Source organism: bacterium (Candidatus Blackallbacteria) CG13_big_fil_rev_8_21_14_2_50_49_14 (assembly GCA_002783405.1).
Classification (GTDB): Bacteria; Cyanobacteriota; Sericytochromatia; order UBA7694; family UBA7694.
This window is the reverse complement of sequence record PFGG01000070.1, coordinates 1-15,495: the sequence shown is the minus strand read 5'-3', so window position 1 is coordinate 15,495 and position 15,495 is coordinate 1. Positions and strand designations below refer to the sequence as shown.

General features: G+C 49.3%; 15 protein-coding genes. 6 read left to right on the top strand and 9 right to left on the bottom strand.

The genetic code is table 11. The annotated features are described in order from the left end of the window. Positions 1 to 14: 14 nt before the first annotated feature. Both COW20_19265 and COW20_19260 read left to right on the top strand, forming a co-directional pair. Positions 15 to 800, top strand: a complete 786-nt coding sequence (locus tag COW20_19265) for a hypothetical protein (GenBank protein ID PIW45653.1) — start codon at positions 15 to 17, stop codon at positions 798 to 800. A gap of 65 nt (positions 801 to 865) precedes the next feature. Further along, positions 866 to 1,738 carry a hypothetical protein gene (locus COW20_19260; GenBank protein PIW45652.1) on the top strand — a complete coding sequence of 291 codons (873 nt, stop codon included), beginning with the start codon at positions 866 to 868 and terminating at the stop codon, positions 1,736 to 1,738. Here COW20_19260 and COW20_19255 read toward each other — a convergent pair. Both COW20_19255 and COW20_19250 read right to left on the bottom strand, forming a co-directional pair. After that, on the bottom strand, positions 1,735 to 2,556 hold the full coding sequence (locus COW20_19255) for a sugar ABC transporter permease (GenBank protein ID PIW45651.1): 822 nt from the start codon (positions 2,554 to 2,556) through the stop codon (positions 1,735 to 1,737). The two genes, COW20_19260 and COW20_19255, sit on opposite strands and share 4 nt — an antisense overlap. Further along, positions 2,535 to 3,410, bottom strand: coding sequence for a sugar ABC transporter permease (locus tag COW20_19250; GenBank protein PIW45650.1), 876 nt, complete (start codon positions 3,408 to 3,410; stop codon positions 2,535 to 2,537). Before COW20_19250 ends, COW20_19255 begins: the two co-directional genes overlap by 22 nt. 327 nt (positions 3,411 to 3,737) lie before the next feature. Here COW20_19250 and COW20_19245 point away from each other — a divergent pair, with 327 nt between their 5' ends. Next, positions 3,738 to 4,565, top strand: coding sequence for a hypothetical protein (locus COW20_19245; GenBank protein ID PIW45649.1), 828 nt, complete (start codon positions 3,738 to 3,740; stop codon positions 4,563 to 4,565). 50 nt (positions 4,566 to 4,615) lie between these two features. On the opposite strand, the gene COW20_19240 is transcribed toward COW20_19245, so the two are convergent. Continuing rightward, positions 4,616 to 5,347, bottom strand: a complete 732-nt coding sequence (locus tag COW20_19240) for a hypothetical protein (GenBank protein ID PIW45648.1) — start codon at positions 5,345 to 5,347, stop codon at positions 4,616 to 4,618. A gap of 154 nt (positions 5,348 to 5,501) precedes the next feature. Between COW20_19240 and COW20_19235 the strand changes: the two genes are divergently transcribed. Further along, a complete protein-coding gene (locus COW20_19235; GenBank protein PIW45647.1) occupies positions 5,502 to 6,683 on the top strand; it encodes a transposase in 1,182 nt (393 codons plus the stop codon). A 182-nt stretch (positions 6,684 to 6,865) separates the two neighbouring features. Here COW20_19235 and COW20_19230 read toward each other — a convergent pair whose 3' ends face one another. Both COW20_19230 and COW20_19225 read right to left on the bottom strand, forming a co-directional pair. Further along, the gene (locus COW20_19230) at positions 6,866 to 7,075 is read right to left on the bottom strand and encodes a protease inhibitor Kazal-type (GenBank protein PIW45646.1); all 210 of its coding nucleotides are present in this window, start codon (positions 7,073 to 7,075) and stop codon (positions 6,866 to 6,868) included. 158 nt (positions 7,076 to 7,233) lie between these two features. Further along, a complete protein-coding gene (locus COW20_19225) occupies positions 7,234 to 7,629 on the bottom strand; it encodes a hypothetical protein (protein PIW45645.1) in 396 nt (131 codons plus the stop codon). A 254-nt stretch (positions 7,630 to 7,883) separates the two neighbouring features. Between COW20_19225 and COW20_19220 the strand changes: the two genes are divergently transcribed. Then, positions 7,884 to 9,791, top strand: coding sequence for a hypothetical protein (locus COW20_19220; GenBank protein ID PIW45644.1), 1,908 nt, complete (start codon positions 7,884 to 7,886; stop codon positions 9,789 to 9,791). Here COW20_19220 and COW20_19215 read toward each other — a convergent pair. Both COW20_19215 and COW20_19210 read right to left on the bottom strand, forming a co-directional pair. Next, entirely contained in the window at positions 9,781 to 10,449 is a 669-nt protein-coding gene (locus COW20_19215) for a hypothetical protein (protein PIW45643.1), read from the bottom strand. The genes COW20_19220 and COW20_19215 overlap by 11 nt on opposite strands. Further along, positions 10,450 to 10,881: a hypothetical protein gene (locus COW20_19210; protein ID PIW45642.1), complete on the bottom strand. Its 432-nt coding sequence runs from the start codon at positions 10,879 to 10,881 to the stop codon at positions 10,450 to 10,452. It lies immediately after the preceding gene. 185 nt (positions 10,882 to 11,066) lie between these two features. Between COW20_19210 and COW20_19205 the strand changes: the two genes are divergently transcribed. Beyond that, positions 11,067 to 11,900, top strand: a complete 834-nt coding sequence (locus COW20_19205) for a hypothetical protein (GenBank protein ID PIW45641.1) — start codon at positions 11,067 to 11,069, stop codon at positions 11,898 to 11,900. Between the two features lie 3 nt (positions 11,901 to 11,903). On the opposite strand, the gene COW20_19200 is transcribed toward COW20_19205, so the two are convergent. Next, complete coding sequence (locus tag COW20_19200; GenBank protein PIW45640.1) at positions 11,904 to 12,719, bottom strand: Cof-type HAD-IIB family hydrolase; 816 nt, start codon at positions 12,717 to 12,719, stop codon at positions 11,904 to 11,906. A 33-nt stretch (positions 12,720 to 12,752) separates the two neighbouring features. Continuing rightward, entirely contained in the window at positions 12,753 to 15,305 is a 2,553-nt protein-coding gene (locus tag COW20_19195; GenBank protein ID PIW45639.1) for a hypothetical protein, read from the bottom strand. Positions 15,306 to 15,495: the final 190 nt, after the last annotated feature.

Genomic DNA, 15,495 nt, shown 5'->3' with positions numbered 1-15,495 from the left:
CTCGCCATTATTTTATGGAACTGAAACAAAATTATGTCAAACTTGAAATTCAAGAAAAAGTGGCCTTGGTAACCATGGCCCACCCGCCAGTCAACTCACTCAGCCCTGCTGTGGTAGACGAACTGGACGAAGTACTGCGCTATCTCGAAACCCAGGATCAGGTGCTTTTTGTTGTTTTGACAGGGGCTGGCCCCAAGATCTTTGTGGCGGGCGCAGATATCAAAGCCATGGCAGGCATGAATCCTGAGCAGGCAGAGCAATTGGCAGAGACAGGGCAACGAGCTTTGAACCGCCTAGAAGACATGGCCAAGCTCACGATCTGTGCGATCAATGGTCTGGCTTTGGGGGGCGGCTTAGAACTGGCCATGGCCTGTGATCTGCGCATCTGTGCAGATCACGCCAAAATGGGACAACCTGAAATCAATTTGGGCATTATTCCTGGCTTTGGCGGCACCCAGCGCCTGCCCCGGATCATTGGATCTGCACGGGCTTTGGAAATGCTGCTCAGTGGTGACCCGATTGATGCCCAAACAGCGTATGCCTGGGGTTTGGTCAACCATGTTACTTCAGCCGAGGAGTTGCTTCCCAAGGCCATGGGGCTTGCCAAGACGGTGGCTTCAAAGGCGCCGGTGGCTTCTGCCCTGATCCACAGCAGTGTCGCCGAAGGCCTTACCAAACCTTTACATCAGGGGCTGCGCCTGGAGGTTCAGAATTTTCATAAGGTCTTTGCCAGCGAAGACAAAACCGAAGGCATTACGGCTTTTGTTGAAAAGCGTGCGGCGGTCTGGAAAGGCTGCTGATCTGTTTTTCTGCGCTTGAGCGGAGTACAATACAGCCTGAGTTAGACACACGAAAGGGATTTTTTATGACCAAAACCTATGCCATGGCATTGCCGATTTTGCCCGATAAAATGGAACAGTGGAAAGCCTTTGCTGAAGCCCTGAAAACCACCAGAGCCCGTGAATACGAGCTGGCCCGTCAAAAAGCGGGGGTGCGCAGCGAGAAGGTCTGGCACCAGGCCACCCCAGCGGGTGATCTGCTGATTCAGGTGGTGGAACTGGAAGGGTCCTTTGCTGATTTTGTGGCTTCTTTGGCCCAGACCGAAGATGAGTATGGTCAATGGTTCAGTACCCAGGTTCAGGAAATTCATGGGGTCAGCCCTGAGCAGATCGTTGAAATCCCTGCCAACCCCGAGATCTTTGCCTGGACCTGCCCCAGTGTGCTTGAAAAAGCCGGGGAAACTGCCTTGCATATTGGTCAGAATCTGGCCCAGACGGCTCAGGGGATTTTAGGCAAAGCGACTGAAACCGCTGAAGGCGTGGGCAAGACCGTGGCCGCCAACAGTGGTGGCTTTGCTGAAAAAGCCCAGCACCAGGCCCAGGAAGCCACCCAGAAAATGCAGGCCCAAGCTCAGGAAGTGGCTCAACAATTGCAGCACCAAGCCCAGGAAGCTGCTCAGAAAATGCAGGCCCAGGCTCAAGAAATGCAGGCCCAGGCTCAAGAAATGCGTAAGCAGGTTGAAATCAAGGCCTCTGAACTTTTGAATCAGGCCGGTGACAATGTGGCCGATGCGGCTCAGCAAATGCAGGTCAAAGCTGTTGAAGCGCTTGAAAATGCTGCTGAAGTTAGTCAGGCCATGGCGGAAAAAGCAAGTGGCCTTTTAAATCAGGCCATGGGTATTTTTGGCAAGAAGCTTGAAAAACCTGAGTCTTCAGAGTCAGAAGAGAAAAAAGACTAACTTTTGACGCTGCCGGCCATCAGGCCGCGAATAAAGTATTTTTGCCCCAGCAGGAATACGGCCAGTGCCGGCAGCACACTGATCACCCCCGCCGCCATCAGTTGTCCCCAGTCGGTGGTTTCACGGAAACTGCCTTTGAATGCCGCCAACCCCACGGGAAGGGTGCGCATGCTTTCACTGTTGGTCACGATCAGGGGCCAGAGAAAGCTGTTCCAGGTGGTGATAAAGGTAAAAATTCCCAGGGTTGCCAAAGCCGGTAAAGCTGTTGGCAGTGCGATTTTCCAATAAATCTGCCAGATATTGCAGCCATCTAAGGTGGCTGCTTGTTCTAATTCTTCAGGAAAACCCAAAAACCACTGCCGCAGCAGAAAAATTCCAAAGGCCCCAAACAAGCCCGGCACAATCAAGGCGTAATAGCTGTCAATCCAGCCCAATTTGCTCATCAACATAAACAGGGGCACGACATTGACCTGGGGGGGGATCATCATGGTGGCCAGAAACAGAAAAAAGAGCGGATCCTTAAACGGGAATTTCAGGCGGGCAAAGGCATAGGCTGCCATAGAGGCTGTAACCATCTGGCCTGCAGTGGTCATGCCTGCGACGAATAAACTGTTGAGAAAAAAGCGACCCAAAGGCACTGTATTCATGGCTTTGGCATAGTTTTCGACTGCCACTGGGTTGGGCAGGAGTTTGGGCGGCAGGCTGAACATCTGATCGGGGGTCATCAGCGAAGTAATCAGCATCCAGAGAAAGGGCACCAACATGGAGATGGAGCCCAGACCGAGAAAGAGATAGGCTAGGATTCGTGGGCTACCCATTTTTTCCTTAAACTCCATTGAATCAGTGTCATGGTCAAGATTACGGCAAAGAGGACATAGGCCATGGCTGAGGCGCGCCCAACCTGGAAGAATTCAAAGGCATTCTGGTAAAGCCAGTAAACAGCCACATTGGTACTGTTTTCAGGGCCGCCCTGGGTCATCATATAAACCGAGTCGAAGATCTGAAAGGCGGTAATCGTCGACATCGTCATCACGAAAAAGAGCGTGGGGCTGATCATGGGCAGGGTCACATTGAGAAACTGCTGCCAGCGATTGGCGCCATCCAGAGATGCGGCTTCATAAAGATCATCTGAAATATTTTGCAGACCGGCCAGAAAAATCACCATGCTATAGCCCACATTTTTCCAAATGCCCATCAGGATCAAAGAGGGCAGGGCCCACTGGGTAGAAAACAGCCAGGCCACGGGCTTGATCTGAAAGACTTGCAAAGCGGCATTGAGCAGCCCGTATTGGGGATCGTAGATCCAGTTCCAGACCAGGGCGATGGCGATCATCGAGGTGACGACCGGCAAAAAGAAGATCGTTCTGAAAATTTTTACAACCCAGCCCTGTTGGTTGAGGGCAATCGCCAGGGCCAGGGCCAAGGGCACTTCGAAGAGCACCACGCAAAAGGCATAAATAAAGGTATTGCCGAGTACTTTCCAAAACAGGGGTTCGGCCAGCAGGGCGCTGTAATTGGCAAGGCCAATCCATTTGGGGGGGCTGAGCAGGTTCCACTGGGCGAAGCTCAAGCCAAAGGACGCCAAAACGGGAATCAGCGTAAAAATTCCCACGCCGAGCAGACTGGGCAAGAGCATCAGCAAGGCCCAACGCAGTTCAGAGCGGTTTTTCATGCCTGAATCTTCTGGTTCAGGCGGGGGCCTGTGCCAGAGCGGGTCAAGTGTGATTTTTTCAAGCCAAAACGCATTTTTTGCTTTCTTTGTGCAGGGGCTGGGAATTCAGAATGTTGAATTATAGCATGAAGCACTTTATCGCTTTGTTTGGATGCGGGGAAAGAGTCTCTGAACTGTATTCAAGACGCAGTGTTTAAATGATTCTGTGGGCTTTATTGAAGATTCCGTTTTGTATTTTTGCTTTACATTATTCTTTGTGTAAGAATAATAGTTCTCTCAAGTCCTGATTGAATCTCTGAGTTTAAGATTTTAGAGAAGGAGCTATTTATGAAATTAAATTGCAGGAATCATGTTCATCGGGTGATATTTGGTCTGGTGATTCTATGGGGAGGAAATGGATTTTGGGGCTGCCAGAATGCTTCAGAAATTACCCCTGTCTCCAAAACAGTAGGAGTGCAAACAAAAACTTCTACCCCAACTGAACTTTCAGAAGCTTCGGCATCCAAAACGCGTTCTCTTGAAGGAAAATTTGTGTTAGAAGCCGATACGCTTCATATTAATTACGGAGAAAGCCTGACTTTAACGGGGTCTGGCTTTTCTCCGTATAGCAAAGTTAACTTTTTTCTTGCGTTTCCGAAGTCGCCAAAAGTATCGGGGCTCATAAAATCAGCTTCAATGAAGGCAGATAAAAATGGAAAAGTTGTTGTTCCTATCACTGAAGATTTGTACAGAGGAGGAATTTCTTTTGGCAGTTCAAATCAGGGAGAACTTTCACCAGAGGTTTTTGTAGGTGATTTTAGAGCCGTTTTTATGGATGAGGAAACTAAAAAGTACTCAAATACAGTGATTTTTAATGTCAAATATCCAGAAATAACTGTAAACCCGTCTTTGGAGTTAAAAACAAAACCAGCCTCTCAGGAGGGGTATACTTGGCTTATCTTGAACGGCAGTGGATTTTCTTTTCAAGGAAAAGTAAATCTTTTACATTCCAGTCCTCCAGGTGTGGAATTGGAGACGATTAAATTGGCCGATTCAAAAGGTAATTTTAGTGATTCGTTTATGGTAAATTCTTCCCTTGCTCACGGGCTTTATTGTTTTAAAGCTGAGGATTTAAGTTCTTCTAAAATAGCCACAGAAGTTTGTCAGAAGCTTTAAACAGAAAGCAGGGGCTTTCAGCTTCGGTGAATTTAGAATCAGTTTGGAGCTTAACCGTTTGCTAAGCTTTTTCCCTGGTATTGGTGAAGGGTTTCACGCATTTTTTCGAGCAGGTCGTCTTGCATCTCTTCAAATTCAAAGGTGTCTTCGATCTTGATATTGGGCGTTAAGGGCAGTGCTTTGCCTGTTTTGAGCTGGGCCACGTATCTGAAAAAATCGTGATTCTCGCCTTCTGTTTCCTGTATTTCAATATTTTTAACCTGTCCCAGGGCGATTTTTTTTGTGAATGACCACCCCAGCCAGGTATTGTGAATGGTCACCAATTGGCGGGTTTGGTTATCCAAAATAACCCAATGGCAATGAAAAGGCTGGCCGCTGAGTTTCAGAAACAGGGCAATGCTGAATTGAAAGAGCATGAAATAAAGGGGGAGATAGAAAAACCAAAATGAAAAAGCATCAAAATAACGAATGCGCACCCCTTCCTCTTGGGGGGTGTGCAAAAAATAGAGCAAATCATCGGCGCGGTTTTCAGCGGTGCTTTCTAACATGGCACTGAAGAGGGTTTGGGTGCCTGTGGTTTTCTCTAATTCCAGGCGATAGGAATCAGATTCATCGCCGGGAATTTCAATCACATTTACGCCTCGAATTTCGCTGAGCGGCAGGGTCTCTTTGCGATTCAGAAAAAACAAAGCGGGGTGCAGGTAAATATGTTCAATCTGACAGTTGCCCTGTTGAGGCGTTGTTCGTTGACACTGCATACGCAGCAGACCAGAGTTTCCCATGAGATAACGACGAGGGGACTGCCTGCTTTAGCTGGCAGAGGAGCATGGCTGTCCTCAGCTGTTGATGCCAAAGGCATCAACAGCTGAGGCATCGTCGAGCGGGCATGAGCCCGCTGAAAAAAATGTACCTTTTCGAATATTTTGTGTATAATAGATGTATCCTATTGAATTAATTTCTTTCAGGCAAGTTCTGATGCGCAAAACCTACCGCTACCGTCTCTATCCGACGAAAGCCCAAGAGCAGGCTATGGGACAACAATTGCGTGAAGGCTGTAAACTTTACAATGCAGCCCTGCAAGAGCGCAGAGATGCTTGGAAAAAGACAGGAACGTCTGTCAACTACTACGACCAAGCCAATCAGCTCAAGGAAATTCGCACCGAAGGACTTATTGAACTGGCTAACTTTTCGTGCTGTCAGGACATTTTGCGACGGGTGGATAAAACCTACAAATCCTTTTTTGGCAGAGTCAAGCGTGGAGAAAAAGCGGGGTTTCCACGTTTTAAGCCTCACCAGCGTTTTGACAGCATTACTTTTCCTTCGTATGGTGACGGCATTCGCTTGCTGCCTTCTGGCAAGCTTAGAGTTCAGGGTGTAGGCATCCTGAAAGTTAAGCTACATCGGCCTGTAGATGGCAAAATTAAGACAGTCACTCTCAAACGGGAAGCAGGTAAGTGGTATGCCTGTTTCAGTGTCGAAGTCGAAACTCTGCCTTTGAACGATTCCCTTTTTGCCGTTGGTATTGACGTAGGCTTGGAGAGCTTTGCTGTCTTGTCTGATGGAACGGTTATCGCCAATCCAAGACAGTATCGTAAGGCTCAGGCGAGACTTCGCAGAGCCCAACGAAAGGTAGCTCGACGCAAAAAAGGCAGTCATCGTCGAAAGAAAGCGGTGCGAGAGCTTCAGGTGGCTCATGCCCACATTCGCAACCAGCGTCAAGACTTTCACCACAAGCTCGCACATCGCTTGGTTCAATCCTTTGGCCTGATTGCAATTGAAGATTTGAATATCAAAGGTTTGGCTGGCGGGATGCTGGCTAAATCTGTGCATGATGCCGGTTGGAGCGGCTTTTTCTCCAAGCTGACCTACAAGGCTGAAAGCGCCGGTCGTCTGCTCATCCCTGTCAATCCGCGTGGAACTTCGCAGCGTTGTAGCAACTGTGGTACAGAAGTGCGAAAAGAACTTAAAGACCGCTGGCATACCTGCACCTCTTGTGGTTTATCTGTTTCACGGGATCTCAACAGTGCAATAGAAATTTTGAGGCTCGGACTGAGCCTTGTGGACGTAACGTTGGGCTTTAGCCCGTGCGTGTCCACAGAAGCCGTCTGCTTGAGCTGACGGAGTAGTCACTAAAAGTGGAAACAAGGCCACGATGCCCCAGCCCACCAAAGTCAGCAGCAAGCCGATGAAAAATTTGGATTTTTTATATTCCAACAAGCCCCGTGTGGCTGTTTTTCGCCATTTAAACCCCGTTTTTTCGTAAGTGGCCTGAAGTTTGGGGGAAGGGGGATCTGTTATGATCAAGCCGGGCATTCTCCATCTGAATAGCGAGTAAAGCCTTTTTTTCGGGCTTCGCAGGAGTTGCTGTAGGTTTTTCCGTCAGGAGCACAGACCGGTTGATAAATACCTGGGCAAGCCGTGTCTATTGGCAAAGTTTTGCGAATACAGCCCAGCAGGCCCAAGAACAGAGAAAAAACAAAGAAGATCAAGAGCGCTCGCTGAAAAATCATGGTGACTCCTTCAAATGAACTGAAGAGATCTTGCCAGATTCTGATCTGAAGAGCAAGAGTGCGCTTGGCTGCTGGAGATTCAGAGTGGTTTCCTTGCTCAAGAAAAAAGGCCCCAGATCGGGGCCAAGGATAATTCAGGGGTCATAAAGGTTGCTAAATTAATTTAGAATCGGTTTGACTTGCATCACAGGCATGGGAGCGGCACTCATTTTGCCGTTGATTTCAGCATATTCTACGCTGGGATCAGCCTGAAGGTAATGGATAATCTGATTCAGTTTCAGACCCACGGTGCTGTCTACTTCTACGATTTGGGCATTGATTTCAGGAATCACGCGCAGGGTGCGAAAACCATATTTGGCATTGAATTCATGTACGGCTGCGGTACTCATATTCAGTTTGAATTTAACCACCAACTGGCGAGGGGCTTGGGCACTTTGTACCAGCGCAGGAGCTTGGCTCATTTGCGTAGGCAGTGCGCTGTGACCACAGGCGGTCAGACTTAAAGCGACAGTGGCCAGGGTCAGAGTCAGGGTGGTTTTAATCATTGCAGTCATCATATTCAATTCCGTATTTAACCTTTTTTATTCTTATCTTAATCTTTGTTTAACCTTATGAGATCAGTATATTCTAAATTCTTCTGTTGTGTCAAGAAATATGTAAATTTTTTTTCAAATTTATCTATACATAACTAATGGGTAATATATTTAACTGAATTAGAAATTGTTTTTGGGGGATCTCAAGGCCCGCTCAAGCAAAGTTCTGACGCGTGTTAGAATAGCAGGCAGACGCGTACAGAGGGGATAGCACTGTGAAACCTGTGGTGGTAGGGCTGGTACAAATGAACCAGCGTTTTTTTGAACAAAGTTTTTTACCCTATTCAACGGCCCTTTTACAGGCCCAGGTCCAGGCCCACAGCCCCCGGCCTGAACGTTATTTGTTTCTTTTGCCTGTTTTTTTAATCATGTCGGCAGACTCTGCTTTGCCCCAATTGATGGCCGCCGATATTGTCGGTTTCAGTGTTTATGTCTGGAATCTCCAGCATTCGTTGGCGCTGGCCAAAGCGCTTAAAGCCCGCAAACCCTCTGTTCGGATTGTTTTTGGGGGGCCGCAGGTTCCCAACCGGGCCGAAGCCTTTTTGCGTGAGCATCCCCAGGTGGATCTGTGCTGTCATGGCCCAGGAGAAGCTGTCTTTTTGGAGTTGCTTGAACGTTTTCCTGAAAAGGATTGGCAGGCTATTCCGGGCACCAGTTATCTGGATGAGCAGGGGCGGTTTCAAAGCTTTGCCCAAGCTCCCTGGAAACGGGATTTGGCGGCTTTGGCTTCGCCCTATCTGCAGGGAACACTGGATCCGCTGATCTCACTCTATCCGGGGGAGTCTTGGGTGGCCCCCTGGGAAACCAACCGGGGTTGCCCTTTTTCCTGTGCTTTTTGTGACTGGGGATCGGCAACAGGCAGCAAGGTGCTGCAATTTCCTTTAGAAAAACTGCAAGCTGAACTTCACTGGTTTGGCGAACGTAAAATTGCTTCTCTGATGTGCTGTGATGCCAATTTTGGCATGCTGAAACGGGATGAAGAGCTGGTTGAAGAATTGATTCAGGTTCGTCAAGGCACAGGATTTCCACAGGATATCCACACCCAAAGTGCCAAGAATGCCACCGAACGCGTTTTCCGTATTCAGAAAACCTTATCCGAAAATGGTTTGAGCCGGGGAGCCACCCTTTCTTTTCAGTCGCTGGATGCGCAGGCTTTGCGGGATATTCAACGCGAGAATATTTCGCTTGAGAGCTACCGTGAACTGCAGCAACGTTTTAAGCAGGTGGGAGTACCCACGTATACGGATTTATTGATCGGCGTTCCCGGTGAAACAGTGGCTTCTTTTTTACGGGGTTTAGAAACCGTGATTCGCGGTGGGCAACATGAGCAGGTTCGTTTTTATGAAATTTCACTCTTGCCCAATGCCCCCATGGCCCAGCCCGAATACCGCAGCCAGCATCAACTTGAGACGGTTTGGGTTCCTGCCGTTGTGCCCTGGGACAAAGTGGTGGCGGTGAGCAATGACGACGAGCGCTATGAACTGGTGATTGGTTCCAAGAGCTATTCCCGCAAGGATTGGCGCGAGATGCGCATCATGGCCTGGCTGATTGATTTGCTCTATTTTTATCACCGGGCTTTGCAAATGCCGCTTTTATTCTTGATCGCGCTTGAGCAGCTTTCGCTGGCGACACTTTTGCAAAACTGGATGCAGCTCTCTGCCGAAGCCTACCCGCTGAGTGCTGAAATTCGGGCCTTTTTTGAAAGGCGAGCTTTGGGGATTCAGGCGGGCGAGCCTTTGTATTCCCCTGGGCCAGCGGTTCCGGGGCAAAAAGAGCAGCGGTGGCTTTCTGCGATTAATCTGATCTACTGTGGTTTGATTGAGAACCATCTGCTCGAGCGCTTTTTTGAAGAGTGTGGACGCTGGCTTGAAACAGAGCGAAAGAACTCCTCGGGTCAGCGGGTCTCTGCTGAAGTACTGCAGCAGAGTGTTGGGTTGTGTAGCGAAGCTTTTAAAGCCAGTTATTATTTGCCAGCCCGTGAGCAGCACTTGAATTGGAATCTGGAAGAAGTGTACCAGGGGCTGTTAAAGGGCGAGACTTTGGCTTTGCGTGAGACTTCACGTGTTTTTCAGCCCCGTGGTGGCGGAGCCTATTGGTTGGAAAGCCCAGTGCTCAGCGTCTGAATTGCAGGTAGGCGTCATCTGTGCCCCATGAAAAACGCAGTTTGAGCTTTTCACGAATTTGAAAGGCCTCTCCTTCAAGGGGGCGTGTAATCGTAACAAATTGTGTGCCTGGGCGGGAATATTTGAGTTTGCCTGAAAGTTTCTGCATATATTCTTTGGGAAAACAGGTGCAGGTAATATAAAACGCGGTTCCCCGACTTAGATCGCTGTTCAGAAAATCCTGGTTGAGAAATTCAATGTCTTGCAGTTCGAGTGCTTTGACGATTTGATTGCCGTTTTCAATAAAGCGGTGAATAATATCGTAACCTTCGACCTTACAACCAACGACCTGGTTGACCAGCATGCAGAGAAAGCCCGCCCCACAACCCAAATCAATAAACAGATCCTCTGGGGTGAGCTTTAAATGCTCCAAGACTTTAATAAAAGAAGTCCAGCGTGTTTCTCCGTAGGTCAGGGTGCTGTCGCCCAGAAAACGTTCTTCGCGCTCATCCATTGAAACAACGACGGCTTCTCCTGTATCGGCATAATATTTGCGATAGGCTTTGACCACAGGCTCCATGCTGGGGCAATAGTGAATCACCTGACTGTTTTGCCAGGCCTCTTGAAGCGGCGTGATATACATATGCTTGAGATGAGCGAGTGAATAAGCCCGTGCCATTTAACGGTTGAAATCGAAACGGTTTTTATTGACCGGAGGCAAACTTCCCAGGGCCTCTGAGAGTGAAGAGGTAAAATGTTGTGCAAAGAACATGTCCTCATCCATGGGCGCTTCAACTTTGGCTTCTGTTTCAGTGGGGGGAGAGGCTTGGCCCAGTGCTTCGGCCAGATGACCAAGAATGCCAATCATCAGTGGGGCAATCAGGATTTGCCCCAGCGGATTGGCTTCAGACAATTTTTCAATTTCGTGGGAGAAAGCCAGTAAATCGGGATCAAACTCAATCTGAAAATAGGATTGAACCCCATGGGCCTTGAGCATAATTTTCTTGACCTGATAGGCATTTGCCCGTTCCTGCCGATTGACGGTCTGCTCAAGAATTGCGTTTGCCCATACTTCTTCAATCTGTTGGCGGATGCTGTCTGTATCGTACATAGGCCCATGCTCCCAGGATGCTCTCTCTTTATAGTACAGGGAGGAGCATGATTTTTCCAGAGCCGTGCCCGCTGCTTTTTCTAAATAATCTCTGATAATCAGGCTGGGCGATTGCTCTGGTGATGTATATCTTGACTGAATTTGATAGAATAGAAGGGATTCTGACCAAGAAGAGGTATTCCCAAATGTCTGCCCCCACACCGGAGCAGGTTTTGTTAGCGCGTGGTCTGGTAACATCTCAACAAATAGATTTTGCCTGGCGACACCTTGCAGAACAACCTCCTGAAATGCCGGGAGATCTGCTCTCTGCGCTGGTTGAACTGGGCTTTTTAAAAACGGCAGACCAGCAGGCGATTCTTCAGGAATTGGCCTCTCCACCTGAGCAGAGAGAAGATTTTGCTCAAGATCCTGTGCTTCAGATTTTGCTGCAGGAGAATCACTTGCAGAAAGAAGATTTGCAGAAGGCGCTTGAACTCAAGCGAATCAGTGATATCCCGATTCGGGAAGGGACTGCCGTTCTGGAAATTGGGGCTGTAACCCAGGAGATGATCCAAGCGGCGATGAAACAGTATTACCAAAAGAATGAAGATGCAGCGCCTCCCCCCAAACCCTATGAGGCAAGTCAGTCTGAACGCTCTTCTTTCAGGGGGCTTTTGGGGCAGATTTTGGTGAATCAAGGTTTTATTCAAGAAGAGCAACTGCAAAAAGCACTGAATTATCAGTACCATTTGCCTCGCTCGCTCTATCAGCCTTTGGGAGAGATTTTAGTTTCTCTGGGATTTCTTTCGTCAGAACAGCTCGAAGAGGGCTTGGCCTATCAAGCCCTGATTAATCAGGACCCCTTGACCCAAGCGCTGATCAGCCAGGGCATGATTGAAGACTGGCAATTGTCCTATGCCCGCTCATTGCGGAATAACCCTGAATATGTGGGTTTGAGCCTGAGCGAAGTTTTGTTGCGTTTGGGCTATGCTTCCGAGCAAGATGTGGCACTGTTGCGACAGGATTTAGAACTTGAGTGAACTTTAATTCAGATTGAGGGCCAGTTCAAGGGCTTCGGCCACTCCGCCGCGATCCACATGACCCACCTGATAACGGCAAACGGCTTTCAAGCGGGGATCGGCGTTTTCCATGGCGACAGAATGTCCAACCAGTTCCATGGCCCGGATATCATTTTGACCGTCGCCAATCATCATCGTGTTTTCCAGTGAAACATTCAATAATTTTGCCAATTCGCGGATCGCACTGCATTTGTCAACCCCTGCACTGGTGACGCTGATAAAGTGAGAGCCAGGCACCGAGGGCGAAGTGGCAGAAGAGTATAAGACCCCCTCAAAACTGCTGGCCATGGCCGCTGAGAGTTGTGGGTCGGAAACCACCCATTGGGCGCGCACCAGGGTTCCTTGCAGGGAGTCCAGGCTGCGGGGCGCAAAGGGAACCTCAATCAATTGGGCATGGCTGCGAGCCAGGTGATCGGCCTCGCTGCCGGCAGGAAAGCTTTCCACGACATAGTCCTGATCGCTATAAAGCTCCAAAACCCAGCCATGTGTCTGGTAGAGCTTGAGTAAGTGTTCCAAGGCCGCTTGGGAGAGGGGATGCGAGTGGCTTTGGCCTGAGCCCACGTGGTAGAGGCTGGCTCCGCCTTGAAAAATATGCCAGCCCTGGGGATTGAGTTTTTCTGCATAGGCCCGTGTACTGCTCATGGCGGGTCGTCCAGTACAGATCGCCAGGGGCAGACCGGCGGCCAAAACTTCTTGAGCTTTGTCCCAAACCTTGGGGTGGACTTGGTTTTGGTTGCCTACCAGGGTTCCATCTACATCTATGCAAACCAGTCCCAGCATATCAACGCCTCATGTTTTCTATTTTTTCGGATTTTAGCACGGGGCTTGAAAGGCTGCCAATTCTGAAGCCTGGGAACTGTCTAAAAACTGTTCGGGATGAGTCGGCAGCAGCGCATGTCCCGGAAAAACAGTGGCGCAGGCCTGAAGGGTGAAGAGGGCTTTGGCATTTTGCCCCGATGCCTGTTGCAGCCGGGCCAGCCAGAGCAGATAGCTGATATCACGAAAATGGAGCGCGCTGCAGAGCAAAAAGGCGGTAGCGATTTCAGGCCCATCCATTTCAGTGGCTTGCCAGAGCGTTTCACTGAAGGGCAGTAAATAGGAGGGGTTCTGCTGCAGATCACGCATGCTTTCGTAAGTGCTGTATCCCGGTGGCAGGCGATCAGGCAAAACGCGGAATTGGCCTTCAAGATAGAGCAGGGCTGTTTCGAGATAATAAATACTGAGGGTCTTTTCGTGGCCCTGGGGAAGGTTTTGCAGGAAGAGATCCCGGGCTGTTTGCCCCGGTTGATAATGGCTGGTTAAAATTGCTGTCAGCGCCAGGTATTCAAACAAGGACCAATGTTCAGGGGACAGTTGTCCCTCTGGATAATAGCTGAAGAGTTGATGCAAAATACGCCGCAGCTCTCGTAAATGTCCCTGACGAATGCCGATTTCAGCGGGCCCCTGAAAGAGTGCGTTCCAATGCAGGGCCAGCAGTTCTTTCAAGGGCCAGCGGTTCAGACTGTCAGGAGAATACCATTCCAGCGCCTGCAATTCCTGGGGACGAAAGTTCAGGCAGCGTTCCAAAGCGAGATGTGCTTCCTGCTGCTTGTTCTGGCGTCTAAGCCAGGCACCTTTTAAATACCAATAATCCGGGTAAGCATGTAATTTCTCGTGGAGTTCAGGCCAAAGTTCCAAGAGCCGTTCATTTTGATTGGTTTTCAGCAGCGCATGCACCCAGAGCAGCATAACTTGCGGATAAAGCGTGGCCGGACAGTTTTTTAAATGCGGTTTGAGAAGGTTCAAGACCGTATGCCAGGCTTCTGTTCCAACTGCTTCCATGGCCTGGGTCAAGGGGGTTTCTCGGGGCGTACTTAAGCGTTTCAAAGGGAGGAAGGCCTGGGTGAAGACACGCAGGCTGAGCGGATTCAGATTGAAGGGAAAACAGGGATTGAAAGGGGAGACTTGATGTCTGGGGAAGAGACGCAAGGCCTGATGTATGGCCTGGGGTTTGCCTTGAGCATCAGCTTCCTGAATACAGGCTTTCAGTGCCCAATTTGCCCCTGCGGGAGGGTGCCAAAGCCATTTCCTCAAGGTTTTGAGGGCTTCAGGCTCAAGTTCTTCACCCGCTTCCAGCAAGAGAATCCAATCGGCCTCTGTCGTGTTCAAAAGCTTGAGCAAGCTTTCTGGGGAAGGGGGATTTTCGCTCAGATAAAAGCTTTGGTAAGTAGGGGGTTGTTTTGCCTGGGCTGGCATTGTGGGCGGTTCAGGGGGGAGCACCAGCACAGACTCAGCCGCAAGGGTTTGAAGGGATTGCATGCTGCGGTCTAAGTCTGACTGAGAGCCCGTCCAGCTGATAAAAATTGCAAGTTTAGCGGGCTGGATGCCGACGTGTTCTGTCTGAATTTCAGTTTGAGCCCAGGGCGAGGGGCTCAGGCGAAATCCTGGGCAGAGCGTATCCAGGCCATTTTTGGTCTGAATCGCAGGGCCTGTTTGGCCTGCTGCCAATAAGGCCTGTGAACTCCAGGCCAGTAAATCGGGGTGAAAATTTTTCTGAAGCAGGGCCTGATGCAGGAGCGGAAGGGCTTCTGAAAGCGGTAAAAGTGGCAAGAGTTCTTTGAGCAGTCGCAAGCCATTGGGAAAGGCTTTTTGTAAAGATTCCAGCAAGGTTTTACGGCGCAGCGGGCTGATCTTCTCTTTGTTGAGAAGTGCATAGCGTTCCAATCCTTCGCTGGCTGTTAAAGCGGGTTCAAAAGAAAGGGGGGGAAAAACCTCTGAATTTTCGCTTGGGTTTTTGATATCACAGCCCAGCAACATGAGGGGCATTTGTGCTTCGGGGGCACACCAAAGCTTCAATATTTCTCTGTTTTCAGACTTAAACATCAGACAGTCAGGAAAAACTTGGGTTTGGGATGGCGCTAGTTCTGTGATGCCTTGAGCCTCTGCCTGCTGTGTCTGGGGGAATTTGCTGGAACGGGGGTGGATGGCGGTCCAGTCTTCCAGGGCGGGAATCCAATTTTCAAGGGCCTCAAGCGGTAGACGTGTTTCTGCTGGCCACCAAAGACCGATCGGTGCATTCAGGGGTTTTTCAAGGAAGATATTTAGGCTTTGTGCGGGCCAAAGGCGCAAGGGAACGCTTTTGCGGTGGGTGGGGGCGATTTTTTTGATCCAGGCGGGTGAAAGTCCCACGCCATTGTCCAGTAAAGTCAGCTCAATTGTATAGCGAGCGCGTAGGCATTCAAGATCTTCAAAAAAGGCCGCATAAGGGCCGGGCCACGAAGAAATTACAAGGAATATCGTCAGTTCAGGCATGCCCTCATTGTACTCTTTCTGCATGCTTTTCTGTACAAGATCAAGGTTTCGATCTGGATTCTGACTTTTGATCATGTTAACCTGACAAAGAGTGATCAAAGTAACAGATCCCAGCAGGGAGTAAAAATTTTTGAAAATTAGCTTGACAAGTTGTCAAGAAAATTATTAAATAAGGACAGAGTCCATCACTCATTCAATTATCACGAGGAGAATCTATAATCATGAAAAATGCTAAGCACCTGATTCAAATGACTGTTGCCGCCAG

Excerpts from the sequence above, each read along its gene's own strand:
- COW20_19240 (PIW45648.1), bottom strand. The coding sequence starts at position 5,347 with ATGGGAAACTCTGGTCTGCTGCGTATGCAGTGTCAACGAACAACGCCT.
- COW20_19230 (PIW45646.1), bottom strand. The coding sequence starts at position 7,075 with ATGATTTTTCAGCGAGCGCTCTTGATCTTCTTTGTTTTTTCTCTGTTC.
- COW20_19255 (PIW45651.1), bottom strand. The coding sequence starts at position 2,556 with ATGGGTAGCCCACGAATCCTAGCCTATCTCTTTCTCGGTCTGGGCTCC.
- COW20_19200 (PIW45640.1), bottom strand. The coding sequence starts at position 12,719 with ATGCTGGGACTGGTTTGCATAGATGTAGATGGAACCCTGGTAGGCAAC.
- COW20_19235 (PIW45647.1), top strand. The coding sequence starts at position 5,502 with ATGTATCCTATTGAATTAATTTCTTTCAGGCAAGTTCTGATGCGCAAA.
- COW20_19205 (PIW45641.1), top strand. The coding sequence starts at position 11,067 with ATGTCTGCCCCCACACCGGAGCAGGTTTTGTTAGCGCGTGGTCTGGTA.
- COW20_19265 (PIW45653.1), top strand. The coding sequence starts at position 15 with ATGGAACTGAAACAAAATTATGTCAAACTTGAAATTCAAGAAAAAGTG.
- COW20_19260 (PIW45652.1), top strand. The coding sequence starts at position 866 with ATGACCAAAACCTATGCCATGGCATTGCCGATTTTGCCCGATAAAATG.
- COW20_19195 (PIW45639.1), bottom strand. The coding sequence starts at position 15,305 with ATGATCAAAAGTCAGAATCCAGATCGAAACCTTGATCTTGTACAGAAA.
- COW20_19245 (PIW45649.1), top strand. The coding sequence starts at position 3,738 with ATGAAATTAAATTGCAGGAATCATGTTCATCGGGTGATATTTGGTCTG.
- COW20_19210 (PIW45642.1), bottom strand. The coding sequence starts at position 10,881 with ATGTACGATACAGACAGCATCCGCCAACAGATTGAAGAAGTATGGGCA.
- COW20_19250 (PIW45650.1), bottom strand. The coding sequence starts at position 3,410 with ATGAAAAACCGCTCTGAACTGCGTTGGGCCTTGCTGATGCTCTTGCCC.
- COW20_19225 (PIW45645.1), bottom strand. The coding sequence starts at position 7,629 with ATGACTGCAATGATTAAAACCACCCTGACTCTGACCCTGGCCACTGTC.
- COW20_19215 (PIW45643.1), bottom strand. The coding sequence starts at position 10,449 with ATGGCACGGGCTTATTCACTCGCTCATCTCAAGCATATGTATATCACG.